We start from the raw sequence: 17,586 nt of genomic DNA on the forward strand, positions 1-17,586 counted from the left end.
CAACAGGCAAGCACGCGCCCGAGAGCGCGAGCAAACATCGGACGTGCTGGTAAACAACGGCCTGAGCGAAAGAATGAAGATTAGAGCGTTTTCGCTTCTGATGGAATCAGAAGCGAGGCTCTATGATCTTGTTTTGACGCGTTTTCTTCACGCGAACCGGTTTCCACTTGGCTTGAAAACGCTATAGGTCAACGCCCGCTTCGGGCGACGCGTGGCATACGCGGATTCAGGCAGGGCCATGATCTTATCTAAGGCCTGCTCCTGCTTCGTTATCTTGCATCAGTGTCTGACCGTTCTTCCATCGTGAGCGCTCATCACCGCCGGCCCGCGACGATCTTGCCGAGCGCCGCATGGGCGGCGGCAAGGCGCGCGATCGGCACGCGGTAAGGCGAGCACGACACATAGTTCAATCCGATCTCGTGACAGAACGCGACCGAAACGGGATCGCCGCCGTGTTCGCCGCAGATGCCGACCTTGAGATTCGGGCGGGTCTTGCGGCCGCGCGCGACGCCGATCTTCACCAGCTCTCCGACACCGCCGCGGTCCAACGAGATGAAAGGATCGATCGCCACAACTCCCTTTGCGATATAGGCGCCAAGGAAGCTCGACGCATCATCCCGGCTGATGCCGAACGTGGTCTGCGTCAGATCGTTGGTGCCGAACGAGAAGAACTCCGCCGTTTCGGCGATCTCTCCCGCCACCAGACAGGCGCGCGGCAACTCGATCATGGTGCCGACCTGGTAAGTCGGCTTGCCGCCGGTTTCGCGCATCACCGATTGCGCGGTCATATCGATCCGCGCCTTGATCAGATCAAACTCCGCCTTGGTCGCGATCAGCGGCACCATGACTTCAACGGCCACTGCCTTGCCTGTGCGCTTTTCAGCCTCGATCGCCGCCTCGAAGATCGCCCGCGCCTGCATTTCGGCGATCTCGGGATAAACGATGGCAAGTCGGCATCCACGAAAGCCAAGCATCGGATTGAATTCGGCGAGATTGCGGGCACGGTCGGCCAGCTTGCGCGGATCGGCCTTCATCGAACGCGCGACTTCCTCAATCTCGGCCTGCGTATGCGGCAGAAATTCATGGAGCGGGGGATCGAGCAGCCGGATCGTGACCGGAAGACCCTTCATGATTTCGAACAGATCGACGAAATCGGCGCGCTGCATCGGCAGCAGCTTCGATAGCGCGGCGCGGCGCGCCTGCTCATCCTCGGCCAGGATCATTTCCCGCACCGTGCGAATGCGGGTCTCCTCGAAGAACATATGCTCGGTGCGGCACAGGCCGATTCCCTCGGCACCGAACCTGAGCGCCGTTCGTGCGTCGGCTGACGTGTCGCCATTGACCCTTATGCCGAGCTTGCGAATCTCGTCGGCCCAGCCCATCAGCGTGCCGAACTCGCCCGACAACTCCGGCTCGATCATCGGCATCTGTCCGGCCAGCACCTCGCCGAGCGAGCCGTCGATGGTGATGACGTCACCGACCTTGAAAGTGCGATCGCCGATCGTCATGACGCCGCCGCCGTAGTCGACACGAATGCTGCCGCAGCCGCAAACACAGGGCTTGCCCATGCCGCGCGCAACCACGGCGGCGTGGGAGGTCATACCGCCGCGCGTGGTCAAAATGCCCTCGGCGGCATGCATGCCGTGGATGTCTTCCGGGCTGGTCTCGATCCGCACCAGGATAACCTTGCGGCCGTCGGCCTGCAGCCGGGTTGCTTCTTCCGAGGAAAACACGATCTCACCCGCGGCCGCGCCGGGCGAGGCCGGCAGACCGGCGGCAATCACATCACGCGTTGCGTTCGGATCGATGGTCGGATGCAACAGTTGATCGAGCGAAGCCGGATCGATGCGGGCTACCGCATCCCTCTTCGAGATCAGCCCCCCCCTCGCGAGTTCAACCGCGATGCGCAACGCGGCGCGCGTCGTCCGTTTGCCGCTTCGGGTCTGCAGCATCCACAGCTTGCCATCCTCGACCGTGAACTCCATGTCCTGCATGTCGCGATAATGTTCTTCGAGCAACCTGGAGATGCGCGTCAATTCCTTGAAGGACTCCGGCATCGCCGTTTCCATCGACGGTTTGTTGGAGCCGGACTCCTTGCGCGCCACCTCAGTCAGGTCCTGCGGCGTGCGGATACCCGCCACCACGTCCTCGCCCTGGGCGTTGATGAGAAACTCACCGTAGAGCCGGCTTTCGCCGGTGGAGGGATTACGCGTGAACGCCACGCCGGTCGCCGATGTTTCGCCGAGGTTGCCGAACACCATGGCCTGCACATTGACGGCCGTGCCCCACGACTCCGGAATGTTGTGCAGGCGGCGATAGGTGACTGCCCGCGCGCTCATCCAGGACGAAAACACCGCGCCGATCGCACCCCATAACTGCTGATGAGGATCCTGCGGAAAATCCTTGCCCGTCTCTCGCGCAACTGCCGTCTTGTACCTGCCGACCACCTCGATCCAGTCGTCGCCGGTCAGGTCGGTATCAAGCGAATAGCCCCTGCCGTCCTTGAACGTATCCAGAATTTCCTCGAAGTGATGATGCGCGAAGCCAAGCACGACATCCGAGTACATGGTGATGAAGCGGCGATAACTGTCATAGGCGAAACGCCGATCGTCGGAGCGTGCGGCAATCGCCTCGACGGTCCGGTCGTTGAGACCGAGATTGAGCACCGTATCCATCATGCCCGGCATCGAGGCCCGTGCGCCCGATCGCACCGAGACGAGCAGCGGATTGGTCGCGTCGCCGAACGCCCTGCCGGTTATTCTTGCGACCTGCTCCAGCGCTTTTTCGACCTGCGGCTTCAACTCCTTCGGATAGGATTTGTCATGCGCATAGAAAAACGCGCAGACGGCAGTGGTAATCGTAAAGCCGGGAGGCACCGGCAGACCGAGGTTGGCCATCTCGGCGAGATTGGCGCCCTTGCCGCCAAGCAACTCTTTCAGTGCTGCCTTGCCCTCCGCCTTGCCGCCCCCAAAGATATAGACCCACTTGCTCTTTGACCGCGGCAACGCTCCCTGAGCGTTGCGCGTCGGCTTTCCCGTGCCGACGGACTTTCGCGCCTTCGCCCGGAATTTCGCAGATGATCCTGATTTAGTCGCCAGCTTTTTCGACTTCGAGGCAGCTTTGGCCATGGTTTGAAACCGTTCCATAGCGTTTTCAGGCGAAGCGTGTCTTCGGGCTTGTCCCGAGGATGGGAATTCCGGTTCGCGTGAAGAAAACGCGTCAAAACATAAGACTAAGAGTCTTTCACCTTTTCTTGAAGCGATGAAAGAGTCTGGATCAAGGAACAACAGATCAGGGGACAACGCGATCGCCCTACACCATATTTCGGCGACTCCGCGCAAGCTACGCAAACTTGCCTTGTTCCGAAGGAGATCGACAGACGATTCAAGTTCGGGAGACAACCTACAAATGGCAAACAGCCCGGCTTGCGGCCGGGCTGTTTCGATGACGGAGCCGGTGGAGAGACACCGAGCGGTCGATGGACCATCAAGCCTGCGGCTGCGGTTCGAGCCCCGGGTCTGGCTCCGGACGCGGACGCGCTTTTCCGGCAGGCGGCACAGCCGAAGCGCGCGGGGTCGCAGGCTCCAGCACCGATTCCCGGTTCGGCTTCTTACCGTTGAGGAGGTCGGTGATCTCGTCGCCGGTCAACGTCTCGAATTCAAGCAAACCCTTGGCGAGCGCCTCCAGATCGGCCCGCTTCTCCGTGAGAATGCGGGTCGCGTCCTTGTAACCGGTCTCGACCAGACGCCTGACTTCGGAATCGATCTTCTGCGCGGTCGCCTCCGACACGTTCTGCTGACGGTTGACCTGCATCCCGAGGAACACCTCATCGTTGTTCTCGCCGTAGGACACGGTGCCGAGTTCCTTCGACAGGCCCCAGCGTGTCACCATCATGCGCGCCAGACGCGTCGCCTGATCAATGTCCGACGCCGCGCCCGACGTCACCTTTTCCGGGCCGAAGATCATCTCTTCCGCCACGCGGCCACCCATCATGATCGCGAGCCGGGAGGTCATCTGCTCCAGCGACATCGACAGCTTGTCGCGCTCGGGGAGCTGCATCACCATGCCCAGCGCCCGGCCGCGCGGAATAATCGTCGCCTTGTGGATCGGATCGGTGGCGGCGACGTTGAGACCGACGATGGCGTGGCCACCCTCATGATACGCCGTCAGCAGCTTCTCTTCCTCGGTCATGACGAGCGACTTGCGCTCGGCACCCATCATCACCTTGTCCTTGGCCTCCTCGAACTCCGACTGCGTCACCATGCGCTTGTTGCGCCGGGCCGCGGTCAGCGCGGCCTCGTTGACGAGATTCATCAGGTCGGCGCCGGAGAAACCGGGCGTACCGCGCGCGATGGTCTTGAGGTTGACGTCCGGCGCCAGCGGCACCTTGCGGACGTGGACCTTGAGAATCTGCTCGCGTCCGACGACGTCCGGATTCGGCACCACGACCTGACGATCGAAGCGGCCGGGACGCAGCAGCGCCGGGTCGAGCACGTCGGGCCGGTTGGTCGCCGCGATAAGGATGACACCCTCATTGGCCTCGAAGCCGTCCATCTCGACCAGCAACTGGTTCAGCGTCTGCTCGCGCTCGTCATTGCCGCCGCCGAGACCCGCGCCGCGATGACGCCCGACAGCATCGATTTCGTCGATGAAGATGATGCAGGGCGCGTTCTTCTTGGCCTGCTCGAACATGTCGCGGACGCGGCTGGCGCCGACGCCGACGAACATCTCGACGAAATCAGATCCCGAAATGGTGAAGAACGGCACGTTGGCTTCGCCGGCGACGGCGCGCGCGATCAGCGTCTTACCGGTGCCGGGAGGACCGACCAGCAGCACGCCGCGCGGGATCCGTCCGCCGAGACGCTGGAACTTGCCGGGGTCGCGCAGGAACTCGACGATCTCCTGCAGGTCCTGCTTTGCCTCGTCGACCCCCGCGACGTCCTCGAAGGTGACGCGGCCGTTGGCCTCCGTCAGCATCTTGGCGCGAGACTTGCCGAAGCCCATCGCCTTGCCGGCGCCGCCCTGCATCTGGCGCGACAGGAAAATCCACACGCCGATGAGCGCGATGAACGGAAGCCACGAGACCAGCAGCGAAACGAACCACGGCACGCTCTCGCCGGGGGGTTTGGCCGTGATCTGCACCTTGGCGTCATAAAGCTTTTTCACCAGCCCCGGATCGTTTGGCGCGTAGGTCTGGAAAGCGGAGCCGTTGGTGAAGTTGCCGCGAATCTCCTGTCCTTGGATCACGACATCGCGAACATTGTTCTGATCGACTTCCGTCAGCAACTGCGAGAATGAAATATCCTGCGCGGTCGTGTGGTGGCCAGGATTCTGGAACAATGTGAACAATGCCAACAGGAGCAAGACAATGATGACCCAGAGGGCGAAATTGCGCATATTGGCGTTCATCGATCTTCCTTCGAGGCCGCGCGGATCGCAGCCAGATATCCCTGCATCGACTCTAACAGATGGAAGTTGCCGACGCGTATACCAATCTAGGCGCGGCGGCCGCCGCTGCCAAGGGAACCGGACGAGACTCTTTATTAAATAAGACTTGTCCGGCTGAGGCAAGATGACACAAGGTTTTGCTCCGCGTCAGGGGCGATATTCCCGCTCACCACCTCCTTGATCCGTTTCACCTTTCGATCCGCGCCGGGGGGGGGCTGGCTCGATGCTGATCCGCTCGGAGGTCAGCGTCACCAGAGCCCCCGCCAGGGTCCTCCTGAGTAGAATACGGCGGCCGGAATCCGCATCATTCGCAGCGCTTTCGAGCGCCGAAAGCAGAGTTTCGACCTTGCCCAGTTCGGCCGGCCCCTCGCAGCCGAAGCGATCGATCGTCCGCTGCAACAATCGAACCTTGATCTCCTCCGAGAGGACCATGAAAGCCTCCGTTCGAAAGCCTGGACGGGGCGCGGCGGTATCCTGCAGGGCCAGAAACCTCTCGGCGCCGTCGACCAGAAGTTCCAGCGCGGCATTCGCGCGCATCAAACGCGATGCGAGCCGCGACAGGTTGCGGGCATCGCATCCTTCCTCCGCCAGCGCCGGCATCAGGGCGCGCAATCGCGGACGCGTGAAACCGAGGTCGCGATTGGTCGGATCCTCCGCATAGTCGATCTTTGCCTTCTTCAGCGTCGCGATCAGCCTCGCCTTGGGAACGTTCAGCAGCGGCCGGACCAGCACGAACCCGTCACGCATGGTTTCGCGCGACATCGCGGAGAGGCCCGCGATGCCGCTGCCGCGCGATATACGCATCAGAACGGTTTCCGCCTGATCATCCAGCGTATGTCCGGTCAGGACGTGGCTCGCGCCGAGAGACCGCGCCGCCTTGAACAGTAGAGCGTATCGCGCCTCACGCGCGGCCGCGGGCAAGCCCGTCGCAGGCTTCGGACCGGTCCAGCGCAACGTGCGATGAGGAATACTGAGAGATTTGGCCAGTTGCTTCACCTGGCGGGCCTCGCGCGCCGCCTCGCGCCGAAGCGCATGATCCACGGTGACGGCGACGAGATCGGGCCCGCGCTTCATGGCGCGCCGCCAGCGCGCGGCCAGCCACATCAGGGCGACGGAATCGGGACCGCCGGATACGGCGAGGACCAGCGCGCGGCTGGCTTTCCAGTCTGAAAAAAGCCGTTTGGTTTCCGTGTCTGCGATCGGCGATCCGGTGCACGCCTTCAATGGTTTCGTCGCGCGCGCGGACGATCTAGTCCGAGCCACCGATGCCCATCCCAAACGTCAGACGATTGCCATCCAGATTGTAAATCTCGAAATCACGCATGCCATAGGGACGATCGCCCGGCGGATGCACGATGGCCACCCCTCGCGACCTCAGTTCATCGTGCAGCGCGTCGACCTCGGTCGCGAACACGTTGACGGCGCCTCGGCCCGATCGGCGTTGCGTCTTGCGCGCGGCCTGCAAATGAATCGTCACTTCGTCCCGCTCAACACCGGCGCAAAAAACCGGATCACCATAAGTGAAACCCACCCTTGAGTCTGATTCAATTGCGTTGAACTCGGACTCAAGCCTAGAGCCTTTTCGCTTCTGACGGAATCAGGAGCGAAAAGGCTCTAGCATTTCACCCGCCTTTGCTCGCGATCCACGGCCTGCTTCACCCCGGCGGAGGCGCGGGGATATTTGCGCGTGACCTCGCCAAACGCCGCGCAGGCGGCCTCTTTTTCCTTCAGCGCGGCCAGCGATTGTCCGAGCCGCAGCAACGCATCGGCTACCTTCGCCGAACTGTCGTATTTCGTGGTGACGCCCAGAAAAGCCTCAGCGGCTTCACGATATTTCTGACGCTGAAACAGGCTCTCTCCCAGCCAGTACTGAGCGTCGCCCGTCAACGTGTCGGAGGGGTATTTCTCGGTGAAGCTGCGCATGGTTTCTTCGGCAAGCGCATAGTCCTTGCGCTGCATGTAGCCGATGCCGAGGTCGAACTGGTCGCGCGGCGTCGCCGACGGCGGCAGTGTCGTCAGGCCGCCCGTACTGAGCGGAGCGCTACCGGCTGCCGGATGGCTCACCGAAGAGCGTGGGCCGACATTGGCGAGATCGAGCGGAGCGCCGGCTTCACGACCACCCGGCGAGCCCACGGCCGCCGTCGGGATCGGCATCTGTCCACCGCCCAGCGCGCGCGGCGCACCGGGAGCGCCGGGATTCTGGCTGGGATCGAAAGCATCCCCGCGGCGGCCTTGCGCCGGCGCGGTCGCCGCCTGCTCCTGCACGAGCGGCGGCTGGCCTCCCCGCTGATCATAACCCGGCTGCTGCGAACTGGAAGCTTGGGGACCGGGACTTGCGGGCGCGGTCGCCGCGACACCTGATGACGCCTGCCCGGGCTGCAACTGCCGCAATTGTTGTTCCAGCATCCGATTGCGATGCTGCAATTCTTCGTTCTGCCCGGTCAGCGTTCGGAGTTGCTGTTCCAGTTGTTGAATGCGGAGTTCGGGATCGATGTCGTATTGCGCAGAGGCATGGGACGACAGCATGAGCATCGTGGCAACGGCCAGTGCGCGCGCGAACATCGGAAGCGTGGATGACATCTCGGCCTGTCGACTGAATATTAAAGCCACATCGAAAGCGCACTCATTGAAAACCTGAGTACGCCGAAAATGTGACTTGGTCCAACACAATCACTTTACGACGATCTTGCACTTTAACGACGGTGGCTGCGCTTTACGACGATCACCCAATCGGCCTGCTCCCCAAAATTGCTGAACGCGAGAACCGCAAACCCGTTTGCTTGCTGCAGATGATGCGGGTACGCGCCGTCAGTAAAGCGGTCAGCTTTATTCCGTCGATCGTGAAGACGCAAAAAAGCCGGCACCCTGGGGCGCCGGCTTGAAAACGACGTACGCGGCGCGTCAGGAACTGGCGTTGAGCACCGTGACGGCGCGCCGGTTCTGGGACCAGCAGGAGATATCGTTGCAGACAGCGACCGGGCGCTCCTTGCCGTAGGAAATGGTCCGCATCCGGCTTGGATCGATGCCACGCGACGCAAGGAAAGAACGAACGGACTGAGCGCGGCGGGCACCGAGCGCGATATTGTACTCGCGGGTGCCTCGCTCATCCGCATGGCCCTCGATCGTGAAGGAATAACGATGGTAGGTCTGCAGCCAATGCGCCTGTTTCTCGAGTGTCGTTATCGCCTGCGGCGACAGGCTGGTCTGGTCGCTCTCGAAGAACACGCGGTCGCCGACATTGACCACGAAATCCTGCTGGCTGCCCGGCGCCGCCATGCCGGCCATCCCGCCGCGGCCGCCGCTCCCGTCCATCGGATTCTTGTTGGCGCAGGCGCCCATCGACAGCGCCGCCGCAAGCACGGCAGCGAGCTTCAATCCCCGGAGGAATCGCTTCTGATTTAACATTCCGGAGCCTCCACGCTCGCGTTTTCCACTGTTATCGCTCTACAGGGGGATGGTTAAGCGAACGTTCCGTCAACCTTGATGAGACGTTGCTCAAATGCATCAAATGCCATGTTTGCGAAAGAAGCGCGCGCGATGGTTAATGAGCGGCAAATGTGGCGCGAGGGTGGACCGGCAGCGATTTGCACAACCGCTACCGAGCGCCCCCAAAGTAAGGCGACAGGCCGGATCAGGACTTCGGGACGATCGAGGGGAACGGAGAATCGACGGACGCGCGCACCGAGACGCCGGCTCTGCGCTCGAACAGCATTCGGCGTTCGAAATAGCTCGATCGGAGATACGGATAGCGGGTGAAGACCATTTCGCGCGAGGCCGGAAAATCGACCGCCATCAGGCAGATCGGCTTGATCAGCCCAGGATAGAGGCGCGGCGGACTCAGCGGCTGGTGATTGAATAGGCGCCGGTAGAACGAGCGGTGCTCCGGGCGAACGGTGGCCAGACCGAGATCGGCGTCGAAGAAACTGCAGGCGACGAAGCACAGTCGGAGCGTCAGGTAAGGCAGTTCAGGGTATCGGCCCGCGAGCTCCGGCTCGGCGACAAAGCGGGTCGGGTCGACCATCACCTTGCCCCGATCCACCTTCGACTGCAGGAAATCGTTAAACACATCCACCGACGGGGTAAGCGGATGCTGCGGCGATGAGATGCTGAGACGAATGGAACTGGCAAGCGTTCCATCCAGATAGGCGCCGAAAATCCAGGAGTTCGGCATATCGTCGAAGCGATCGGAAATTCTGCGATCACTGTTACTCTCGATCGCGCCTTCATTCAGATAAGCGCGATATCGAAGGCGATAGATGATATCCTTGTCTGCCGGCGTCTCCACCAAACGATAATCGATCCGATCAAGAAGCTCGATGCCTCGTTCGACAGGCTTGACGATTGTCTGCTTGGCGATTGTCTGTGGAGCCGGACTCATTGGAGCACCCCCCGAGCCGCCTGAGTTCCAGCCGGCGACCAAAGGTTAACGCTTCGTTAACCATTTGAAAAGCTAACAAAGCATTAGTGTTAACCCGTATCCTCATATTCTTTCATGGCCCGGCGCCACAAGCCCCTTTCCCGCTTTTGAAATTAGAGGAACTCTATCCCGAAGATAAACGTGGAGGCTGGATTTCTGGAGCATGATCCCGAAGAGTGGAAAACCGGTTTTCGGAAAAGATCATGCTCAAACAGAAAGATAAGCGACGAGTCTGCTTCAACGCAGTTGAATCAGACTCTAGAGTGTTTTCGAGCGCGGCGGATACCGGTTCGCGTAAAGAAAACGCGTCAAAACAATATCATAAAGCCCCGCCTCTGATTCAATCAGAGCGGAATGGCTCTAGGCGATCGACCGCACGGCCTTCACATTGTTATCATGCAGATAACGCCCATGAGAGGCATCGAGCAACTCACGGATGCGGACCCCGGACACCGGGCGGCTGAACAGGTAGCCTTGCGCTTCCGTCACGGTGCCGTCGAGGCTGACGAGTTCAAGCTGCTCGGTGGTTTCGATGCCTTCGACGACCACGGCCATCCCGAGATCGGCGCTCAACCGAGCCACGCCACGCAGCAGCATCAGGGGCCGGTCGGTATCGATCCCCTCCAGAAACGAGCGATCGATCTTGACTTTCTGAAGCGGGAAATTGTGCAGGTAGCTGAGGCTTGAATATCCCGTACCGAAGTCGTCGAGTGAAATCTTCACGCCCGCCGAGTGCAACTGCCTCAGCGCGTCGTGCGTCCACTCCGTGTTGCGCAGCAACGACGACTCCGTAATCTCGATTTCCAGGCGGTGCGCTGGAAGCCCGGAAACCTCAAGCGCATAGCGGACTTCGCTCAGGATGTCGCGCTGATGGAACTGCTGCGAGGAGAAGTTGACGGCGACGCTGACGGCCTCCGGCCACCTCATGCATTCCATGCAGGCCTTGCGCAGAATCCAGCGGCCGAGATCGAGGATAAGCCCCATCTCCTCCGCCACCGGAATGATGTCCATCGGTGAAACCATCCCGCGCGTCGGATGATTCCACCGCAGCAGCGCCTCGCAGGTGGTGATCCGCCCCGACTTCAGATGAACCAGCGGCTGATAGAACAGCTCGAACTCTTCCCTGGCCAGCGCCTTGCGCAGATCGAGTTCGAGGACGCGGCGCGATTCGACCGTTTCGGCCATCTCGCCGCGGAAGAAGCAGAACGTTCCACGGCCGTCCGCCTTGGCACGGTAGAGCGCCATGTCCGCGTGCTTCAGAAGGTTATCAGCGGTGATGCCGGGCGATGTCAGCGCGATACCGATGCTCGCCCCGATCTCGACAAGGTGGCGATCGACCTCGTATCGCTCCGCGAGCCGCTCGACGATACGGCGGGCGAGCGCGGACGCCTCCTCCGGCGACCGGATATTCTGCTGAAACACCACGAACTCGTCGCCGCCGAACCGGGCGACGAAATCCTCAGGACGCAGCATTCCCCTCAGCCGGTCGGCGACCATGCACAACAGGCGGTCGCCGCAGGGATGACCGAGCGTATCGTTGATCTGCTTGAACTGATCGAGATCGATGAACAGCAGCGCGGAAAGCCGCGACTCCCCGTTCAAGGATGCCAGCAGGCGTTCTATTTCGTCACGAAAGCTGAGCCTGTTGGGCAGTTCCGTCAAGGAATCGAAGCGAGCGAGATGATTGATCTTGGCTTCCGCCTTGCGTCGTTCCGTGATGTCCTCGACAAGGATAACCGTACCTCCGCCGGCCATCGGCTGGAACGTCCACGACAGCGCCCGGCCGCGTTCAAGATCCACATCGGCGGTCACGATGGCGCCGGCCTGTGAATTCTCGATCTCCGAGACAATCGCCCTCCCGTTTTCGGGTGACATCGTTCCGGCGGTCACGCATGCGGCAATCACATCCACCGCGCCGACGCCGCGATGCACGAAATCGTCGGCCAGATGCATCATTTCGTTGAAACGATAATTCATCACGCCCAGCCGGCCGTCAGCGCCGAACATGCACAGGCCATGAGGCATGTTGTTCAGCGCGGTGTCGAACTGGCCGGCGAGCGCGGCTTCGCGTTCGCGCGCGATCAAGGCGCGGAGAAAAATCTGCTGCAACCTGGTCGTGATCCTCTCCAGACCAAGGAAGTACAGCACGGTGAGAAGCGCCATCCCGAAGTAATAAGGGTCGCCTCGCAGCGCCATCGCCCCGGCCATCGGCCCGCAGGTCAGCAGAATCTGCAAGTGGAAAATCCATGGCAGCCCGTAGGCCCGGCCGGCGCCGGCCGCCACATATCCCGTGGTGACCGAAATGCAGATCATGTGCGCGACGGCGTCGTCGGTCATCAAAAGCGCGATGGCGCACCAGGCGCCAAGGGCGGTTGCGTAGAGCACCGCTCCGATCTGATAGCGAGCCTCCCACCGCCCAGCTTCGCTTACGGTCAGATCCGAACGGCGATTCTTGTATTTCGCCATGTCGAAACTGCGGAGCAGGCCAATCAGAACCAGAAGCAACGCGCAGGGCCACAACAGATGGTTGCCGGTTTTCAATGCGGTCATGACCGCGGCAATCGCAGCGCAGGCTGCGCCAGCGAACATCGGCGCGGGGTTCTGGAAGAGCGACCCCACGAGCGCCGCATATATCGCTGGCGACATCGTATCGGTATCGCGATGGTGGTCGACCAATTGCATCGGCTGCGCGCGCATCCTTTTATGGCGCGCACAGTGTTACCGGCCGCTCATGAAGCCTTTCTGAGCGAACATCGTTAGCGAGACGTTGCACCGATTGTCGAAAGTGGGATTTTTCGCGAGAATCAGCGGGTTATCCGATCACGTTTGAATGATGTCGGGCCGGTTCGAGGATGGGAATCATGCGGGTGCTTGCGAAGCCCAGCCATCGCGAAAGGCCCAGCCTAAAGCATTTTCCGGCGAAGTGGATACCGGTTCGCCGCGGGAAAATGCGACCAGACAACCATTTCCAGAGCATGGTCCGATTCAACTTGATCGGATCATGCTCCAGATTCTGTTTCAACTACGTTGAATGCTTGAGCATGATCTTTCCCGAAAGCAGGTTTCCACTTTGCGCTGGTGCGGCCCTTCGGGTCGGGATCATGACTCTAGGAGAGCAGCGGCGACCATGCCGGATCGGAGGCGAAACCGGGCGTGGGAACTTTCAATTCGTTGCGGCCGGAGACATCGATCGTATAGAGCGATGGTCCGCCACCGCCGCCGGGATCGCGGAAGAACATCAGGACGCGGCCATTGGGCGCGAAGGTCGGACCCTCGTTGTGAAATCCCGACGTCAGGATGCGTTCGCCGGAACCGTCCGGCTTGATGATGCCGATGGAAAACTGGCCGCCGCCCTGTTTGGTGAAGGCGATGTAATCACCTCGGGGCGACCAGACCGGCGTCGAATAGGAACCCTCTCCGAACGAGATGCGTTGCGCCCCGCCGCCGGTCGCGCCCATCACATAAATCTGCGGCTTGCCGCCGCGATCCGACTCGAAACAGATTCGAGCGCCGTCCGGCGAATAGGAGGGCGAAGTGTCGATCGCCGGCGTGTCGGTCAGACGTGTCGTCGACTTCGAACGCAGATCCATCACGAACAGGTTCGAGTTCCCCCCCTGCTGCAGACTCATGATGATGCGTTGGCCATCCGGCGCAAATCGCGGCGAGAACGACATGCCGGGAAAATTGCCGACGATTTCGCGCTGTCCGGTTTCGATGTTGAAGAGATAGACCCGAGGATCGCCCTGCCCAAACTCCATGTAGGTGACTTCCTGGGTCGACGGAGAAAAACGCGGCGTGATCACGAGGTCCGCGCCGCGCGTGAGGTAGCGCACGTTGGCGCCGTCCTGATCCATCAAAGCCAGGCGCTTGACGCGACGCTGCGACGACCCGCTCTCGTCGACGAACACCACGCGGCTGTCGAAATAGCCTTTCTCGCCGGTCAGACGTTCGTAAATCTGATCCGAGATGATGTGCGCAATGCGCCGCCAGTACTCCGGCGACGTAAAATACTGCTGGCCGGCGAGCTGCTGCCCGGTGGCGACATCCCACAGGCGAAACTCGGCCTTGAGCCGCCCGTCTCCCTGACGCGTCATGCGTCCGGTCACCAGCGCCTGCGCGTTGATGGTTTTCCAGTTGGCGAACTGCGGCGGCACGTCGATGTTGGTGATCTTCTCGATGTACGCGGCCTGGTCGATCGGCGCGAACAATCCGCTACGCTTGAGGTTGTTGGTGATGACCTTGGCGACGCCGGCGCCGACCTCGTTATCCGACGGTGTGCCTCCCACAAAGTTCGGAATGGCGATCGGAAGCGGCGCGACGTTGCCTTCGGTGATCTGGACCCGCGCCTGGCCGAGGGCCTGCCGGCTGCCCAGCAACACGGCAGCCGATGCCATCCCGGAAATCATGTGTCGGCGGTTCAGGCGGAACGGCATTCTCTGCAATCCATTTCTCTCAATCATCGGTCAGACTTTTTCTTTTCCGCCACGTTCGTCGCGGCGCGCTTATAATTTTCGTTCCGTGAATACGGGTTCGAAAAACTTCCATTCATCGAAATAAGCCGCGGGCAGCTTATAGGGCTGGCATTCAATGATCGCGCGCAACGCGCTCTCCTGATAGACGCGGAAGTATGGCGTTGTCGGGTTGCTGATAGCCGTCGGCGTGGCCTCGAGCGTGCCGTCGCGCTTCAGCTTGATGCTGAAGATCGCCTCGGTCATCTGGGCTTCAAGCCCGCCATAGGGTTTCTTCCAGCAACGCTCGACCTGGGACTTGAACATCGAACCCCAGGTCGCGGAATTATCCGCAGCCTTGCCGTGGGCCAATCCCAGCGCGGCGTTCGCATTCAGCGTGTCGCCGGCGACAGAATGACGGCTGGGATCGCGCTTGTCGAGCAGCGCCGCTATCTTTGATCGGTCGAACACGCGCTCGGCCCTCTTCGCCTCCGCCTGGGCTTTCGCATCGGCTTCAGCCTTTGCCTTAGCCTCGGCTTTGGCCTTGGCGTCCGCTTTCGCCTTGGCCTCCGCTTTTGCCCTTGCCCTTGCCTCGGCTTTTGCCTTTGCCTGCGCTTCGGCCTTCGCCCTGGCCTCAGCCTGAGCCTTTGCCTCAGCTACCGCTTCCGCCTGAGCCTTCGCGGCCTCTGCCTTGGCTGCGGCCTCTGCTTGGGCTTTCGCATCCGCCTTGGCCTTTGCCTCTGCCGCCTCGGCCTTCGCCGCCGCTGCGGCCTCGGCGGCGGCCTTGTCATCAGGTTTCGGTTGTTCTTTGGGCGCGACGTCGGTCACGACCGGCGGCTTCTTTTCGTCAATCTTGCCGACGGTGTCCTCCGGCGGCGGCGTGGGCTCGGCGACCTTCTCCACCAGGGGCTTTGGATTTTCCTTCTTGCCGGTCTTCATGCCGGCCGTGACGTGGGTGAGCTGATCGGCGGAGATGATGTCGACCGGCAGGGATTCCTCCGGCACCGATTCGAAAGCCTTCGACGAAAACGACACCAGCCCCCACCCGATCACGAGGACGTGCAGGGCAACCGACGCCGCCAATGTCTTATCGACCTTGACCCTCAACCTTAAGATCCCTGCTCCACTTCGGTGACCAGCGCCAGACGCTTGAAGCCGGCGCCCGACAGCCGGCCCATCACCCGCGCCACCGTGCCGTAATCCGCCTTCTTGTCGGCACGCATGAAGATGCGCTCATCGAGACCGCCGCGCGCATCGGTGATCGCCGTCAATTTCGGAATCAGTTCCTCCATCGTCACTTCGGTGTCGTTGATGAAAATCCGTCCCTGGGCATCAACCGACAACTGCAACGGTGTCTTGTCCTGCTCCAGGCTCTTGGCCTGGGTCTGCGGCAGATCGAGCGGCACGCCGACCGTCAGAAGCGGCGCCGACACCATGAAGATGATCAGAAGCACCAGCATGACGTCGACCATCGGCGTGACGTTGATCTCGGCCATCGGCTGTGACCGCCGCCGTCCCCGCCTTCCGCCCCCGCCGGAGGAAGGAGCTGCCGAATTCATAGCCATGATGGACCGCCCGCTACCATGCCGCTCGACCTCACGCCCGCTCGTCGATCTGACGTGAGAGGATCGCGGAAAACTCGTCGGCGAAACCCTCGAGGCGCTGGGCCTGACGATTCACTTCCGCCGTGAACTTATTGTAGAAAATAGTCGCGGGGATGGCGGCGATAAGGCCGATCGCCGTTGCGAACAGCGCTTCGGCGATGCCCGGCGCCACCACCGCGAGCGAGGTGTTCTTCGATGCGGCAATCGACTGGAAGCTCGACATGATGCCCCACACGGTGCCGAACAGGCCCACGAAAGGACCGGCCGAGCCCACCGTCGCCAGCACCAGCAACCGCCGCTCCAGCCGCTCGACCTCTCGCGCGATGGAAACATTCATCACTTTCTCGATCCGCATCTGAAGCCCGGCGATCGAACGCGCCTGACTTTCGAAAGACCGTTTCCATTCGCGCATCGCCGCGACGAAACACGCCGCCATCGACTGCGTCGGCTTGGCCGACAACGCCCGGTACAGGTCCTCGATCGACTCCCCCGACCAGAAAGCCTGCTCGAAGCGGTCCATCGCGCGCTTGGTGCGGGCATAAAGAAACGTCTTGTCGATCGCGATTGCCCACACCCACACCGAGCAGGCCAGCAAGCCGAGCATGACCGCTTTCACGATCCAGTGAGCATGGAAAAAAAGCGTGATCAGCGACACGTCGGCTGAGGCCAGGGGCAAGGCTGACTGCGCCACGTCGGCCGGATTCATGAGCAGTTTCCTCTCAACGCAAGGTATCCTCGATCGACGCGGGGCATGATCTCCGCCGCCGGTTTCGCGGCCACGAAGCGCACGCGGCGTGCAGGCGCCACGCAAAAGCCGGTTGAGTCACTTGGGGGGCCCGTCCAAAGCCGGAGCTTGCATCCCCTGCCAACGTGTCAAAACGAGGGCTAGCAGCGCATCCTGAACGCTGTAACCAGACGCTAATCATAGTTAAGACCAGGTTACCAAAGAAGAACCGCGGCTTTGAAATTGCTCTGGGTTTCAATCGTTGCTCACCGCGGCCGTACCCCGCAGGCACAGATGAAGAAAGCCCGCCTGTCGGACAGGCGGGCTTTCGGATCGATGACGGGAGCCGGACAGTAAAGGGGCCGGCCCTCGGGTCGGAGTGTTTTCCGAGGATAATGAGGAGCTACTGGTCTTGCGGCCTTTCTTGCGGCCTGTCGTTCGGCGGCGTCGGCTGGGTGCGATGCTGCGCCATGAACGCATCGAACTCTTCCTTATCCTTGGCGTGACGAAGGCGCTCGAGAAAGTTCTTGAACTCTTTCTGCTCATCTTCAAGCCGACGGAGCGTCTCCATGCGATATTCGTCGAAGGCGCGGTTGCCGCTGGATGGCGCGTTGAAGCCGCGGAAGCCAAAACCGCAGCGCTCCATATTATGGCGCATCCGGTCCATCTTGTATTGCATTCGATCGGCGTTCCAGCAGCCCATTTTTCTGCTCCATAGTGTGTAGAGAAGAATCGCGACACCAATCGGCCACCACACCATGAAGCCGAGCACGATCAGAACAATGCGGAAGGGATGCCAGGGAGCATCCGTGAAACGGGAAGACGGATACTGGCCTTGGCCCCGCGCGGTGTTGGGACCATTCCAGCGATCGTAGTCAGCGGTGTGGGCCATGGGCCTTCTCCATGAACGGCGTCGCGCCGCGTGAATGTAAATAACATTTACAT

The 17,586-nt window shown here is 61.3% G+C and carries 13 protein-coding genes; all 13 read right to left on the reverse strand.

Going from position 1 to position 17,586, the window contains the following annotated elements; all coding sequences use genetic code 11:
* Positions 1-314: 314 nt before the first annotated feature.
* The 13 genes from ppdK to NWI_RS14140 all read right to left on the reverse strand — a co-directional run bounded on the left by ppdK (position 315) and on the right by NWI_RS14140 (position 17,533).
* Complete coding sequence (ppdK, locus tag NWI_RS14075; RefSeq protein ID WP_041345666.1) at positions 315-3,128, reverse strand: pyruvate, phosphate dikinase; 2,814 nt, start codon at positions 3,126-3,128, stop codon at positions 315-317.
* A 358-nt stretch (positions 3,129-3,486) separates the two neighbouring features.
* Positions 3,487-5,409, reverse strand: coding sequence for an ATP-dependent zinc metalloprotease FtsH (gene ftsH / locus NWI_RS14080; protein WP_011315909.1), 1,923 nt, complete (start codon positions 5,407-5,409; stop codon positions 3,487-3,489).
* Positions 5,410-5,595: 186 nt separating this feature from the next.
* Positions 5,596-6,672: a tRNA lysidine(34) synthetase TilS gene (tilS, locus tag NWI_RS14085; RefSeq protein ID WP_049750586.1), complete on the reverse strand. Its 1,077-nt coding sequence runs from the start codon at positions 6,670-6,672 to the stop codon at positions 5,596-5,598.
* A gap of 25 nt (positions 6,673-6,697) precedes the next feature.
* Complete coding sequence (locus NWI_RS14090; RefSeq protein ID WP_187147982.1) at positions 6,698-6,979, reverse strand: VOC family protein; 282 nt, start codon at positions 6,977-6,979, stop codon at positions 6,698-6,700.
* Positions 6,980-7,062: 83 nt separating this feature from the next.
* Positions 7,063-8,028 carry a tol-pal system protein YbgF gene (gene ybgF, locus NWI_RS14095; RefSeq protein WP_041345142.1) on the reverse strand — a complete coding sequence of 322 codons (966 nt, stop codon included), beginning with the start codon at positions 8,026-8,028 and terminating at the stop codon, positions 7,063-7,065.
* Positions 8,029-8,349: 321 nt separating this feature from the next.
* The gene (gene pal / locus NWI_RS14100; RefSeq protein WP_011315913.1) at positions 8,350-8,853 is read right to left on the reverse strand and encodes a peptidoglycan-associated lipoprotein Pal; all 504 of its coding nucleotides are present in this window, start codon (positions 8,851-8,853) and stop codon (positions 8,350-8,352) included.
* 226 nt (positions 8,854-9,079) lie between these two features.
* Positions 9,080-9,826, reverse strand: a complete 747-nt coding sequence (locus NWI_RS14105; protein WP_011315914.1) for an N-acyl amino acid synthase FeeM domain-containing protein — start codon at positions 9,824-9,826, stop codon at positions 9,080-9,082.
* Positions 9,827-10,225: 399 nt separating this feature from the next.
* Entirely contained in the window at positions 10,226-12,547 is a 2,322-nt protein-coding gene (locus NWI_RS14110; RefSeq protein WP_041345144.1) for a putative bifunctional diguanylate cyclase/phosphodiesterase, read from the reverse strand.
* Between the two features lie 425 nt (positions 12,548-12,972).
* Positions 12,973-14,298 (reverse strand): Tol-Pal system beta propeller repeat protein TolB, encoded by a 1,326-nt coding sequence (tolB, locus tag NWI_RS14120; protein ID WP_041345146.1) that lies wholly within the window; start codon positions 14,296-14,298, stop codon positions 12,973-12,975.
* A gap of 69 nt (positions 14,299-14,367) precedes the next feature.
* Positions 14,368-15,420, reverse strand: coding sequence for a cell envelope integrity protein TolA (gene tolA / locus NWI_RS14125; RefSeq protein WP_011315917.1), 1,053 nt, complete (start codon positions 15,418-15,420; stop codon positions 14,368-14,370).
* Positions 15,421-15,422: 2 nt separating this feature from the next.
* On the reverse strand, positions 15,423-15,878 hold the full coding sequence (gene tolR, locus NWI_RS14130; protein WP_011315918.1) for a protein TolR: 456 nt from the start codon (positions 15,876-15,878) through the stop codon (positions 15,423-15,425).
* A 31-nt stretch (positions 15,879-15,909) separates the two neighbouring features.
* A complete protein-coding gene (gene tolQ / locus NWI_RS14135; protein WP_011315919.1) occupies positions 15,910-16,623 on the reverse strand; it encodes a protein TolQ in 714 nt (237 codons plus the stop codon).
* Between the two features lie 421 nt (positions 16,624-17,044).
* Positions 17,045-17,533, reverse strand: coding sequence for a DUF2852 domain-containing protein (locus tag NWI_RS14140; RefSeq protein WP_011315920.1), 489 nt, complete (start codon positions 17,531-17,533; stop codon positions 17,045-17,047).
* Positions 17,534-17,586: the final 53 nt, after the last annotated feature.

The sequence above is a fragment of the Nitrobacter winogradskyi Nb-255 genome, from assembly GCF_000012725.1.
Classification (GTDB): domain Bacteria; phylum Pseudomonadota; class Alphaproteobacteria; order Rhizobiales; family Xanthobacteraceae; genus Nitrobacter; species Nitrobacter winogradskyi.

Coding starts and splice junctions, on each gene's coding strand:
- NWI_RS14110 (WP_041345144.1), bottom strand. CDS start 12,547: ATGCAATTGGTCGACCACCATCGCGATACCGATACGATGTCGCCAGCG.
- tolQ (WP_011315919.1), bottom strand. CDS start 16,623: ATGAATCCGGCCGACGTGGCGCAGTCAGCCTTGCCCCTGGCCTCAGCC.
- tolB (WP_041345146.1), bottom strand. CDS start 14,298: ATGCCGTTCCGCCTGAACCGCCGACACATGATTTCCGGGATGGCATCG.
- pal (WP_011315913.1), bottom strand. CDS start 8,853: ATGTTAAATCAGAAGCGATTCCTCCGGGGATTGAAGCTCGCTGCCGTG.
- NWI_RS14105 (WP_011315914.1), bottom strand. CDS start 9,826: ATGAGTCCGGCTCCACAGACAATCGCCAAGCAGACAATCGTCAAGCCT.
- NWI_RS14140 (WP_011315920.1), bottom strand. CDS start 17,533: ATGGCCCACACCGCTGACTACGATCGCTGGAATGGTCCCAACACCGCG.
- ppdK (WP_041345666.1), bottom strand. CDS start 3,128: ATGGCCAAAGCTGCCTCGAAGTCGAAAAAGCTGGCGACTAAATCAGGA.
- ftsH (WP_011315909.1), bottom strand. CDS start 5,409: ATGAACGCCAATATGCGCAATTTCGCCCTCTGGGTCATCATTGTCTTG.
- tolR (WP_011315918.1), bottom strand. CDS start 15,878: ATGGCTATGAATTCGGCAGCTCCTTCCTCCGGCGGGGGCGGAAGGCGG.
- ybgF (WP_041345142.1), bottom strand. CDS start 8,028: ATGTCATCCACGCTTCCGATGTTCGCGCGCGCACTGGCCGTTGCCACG.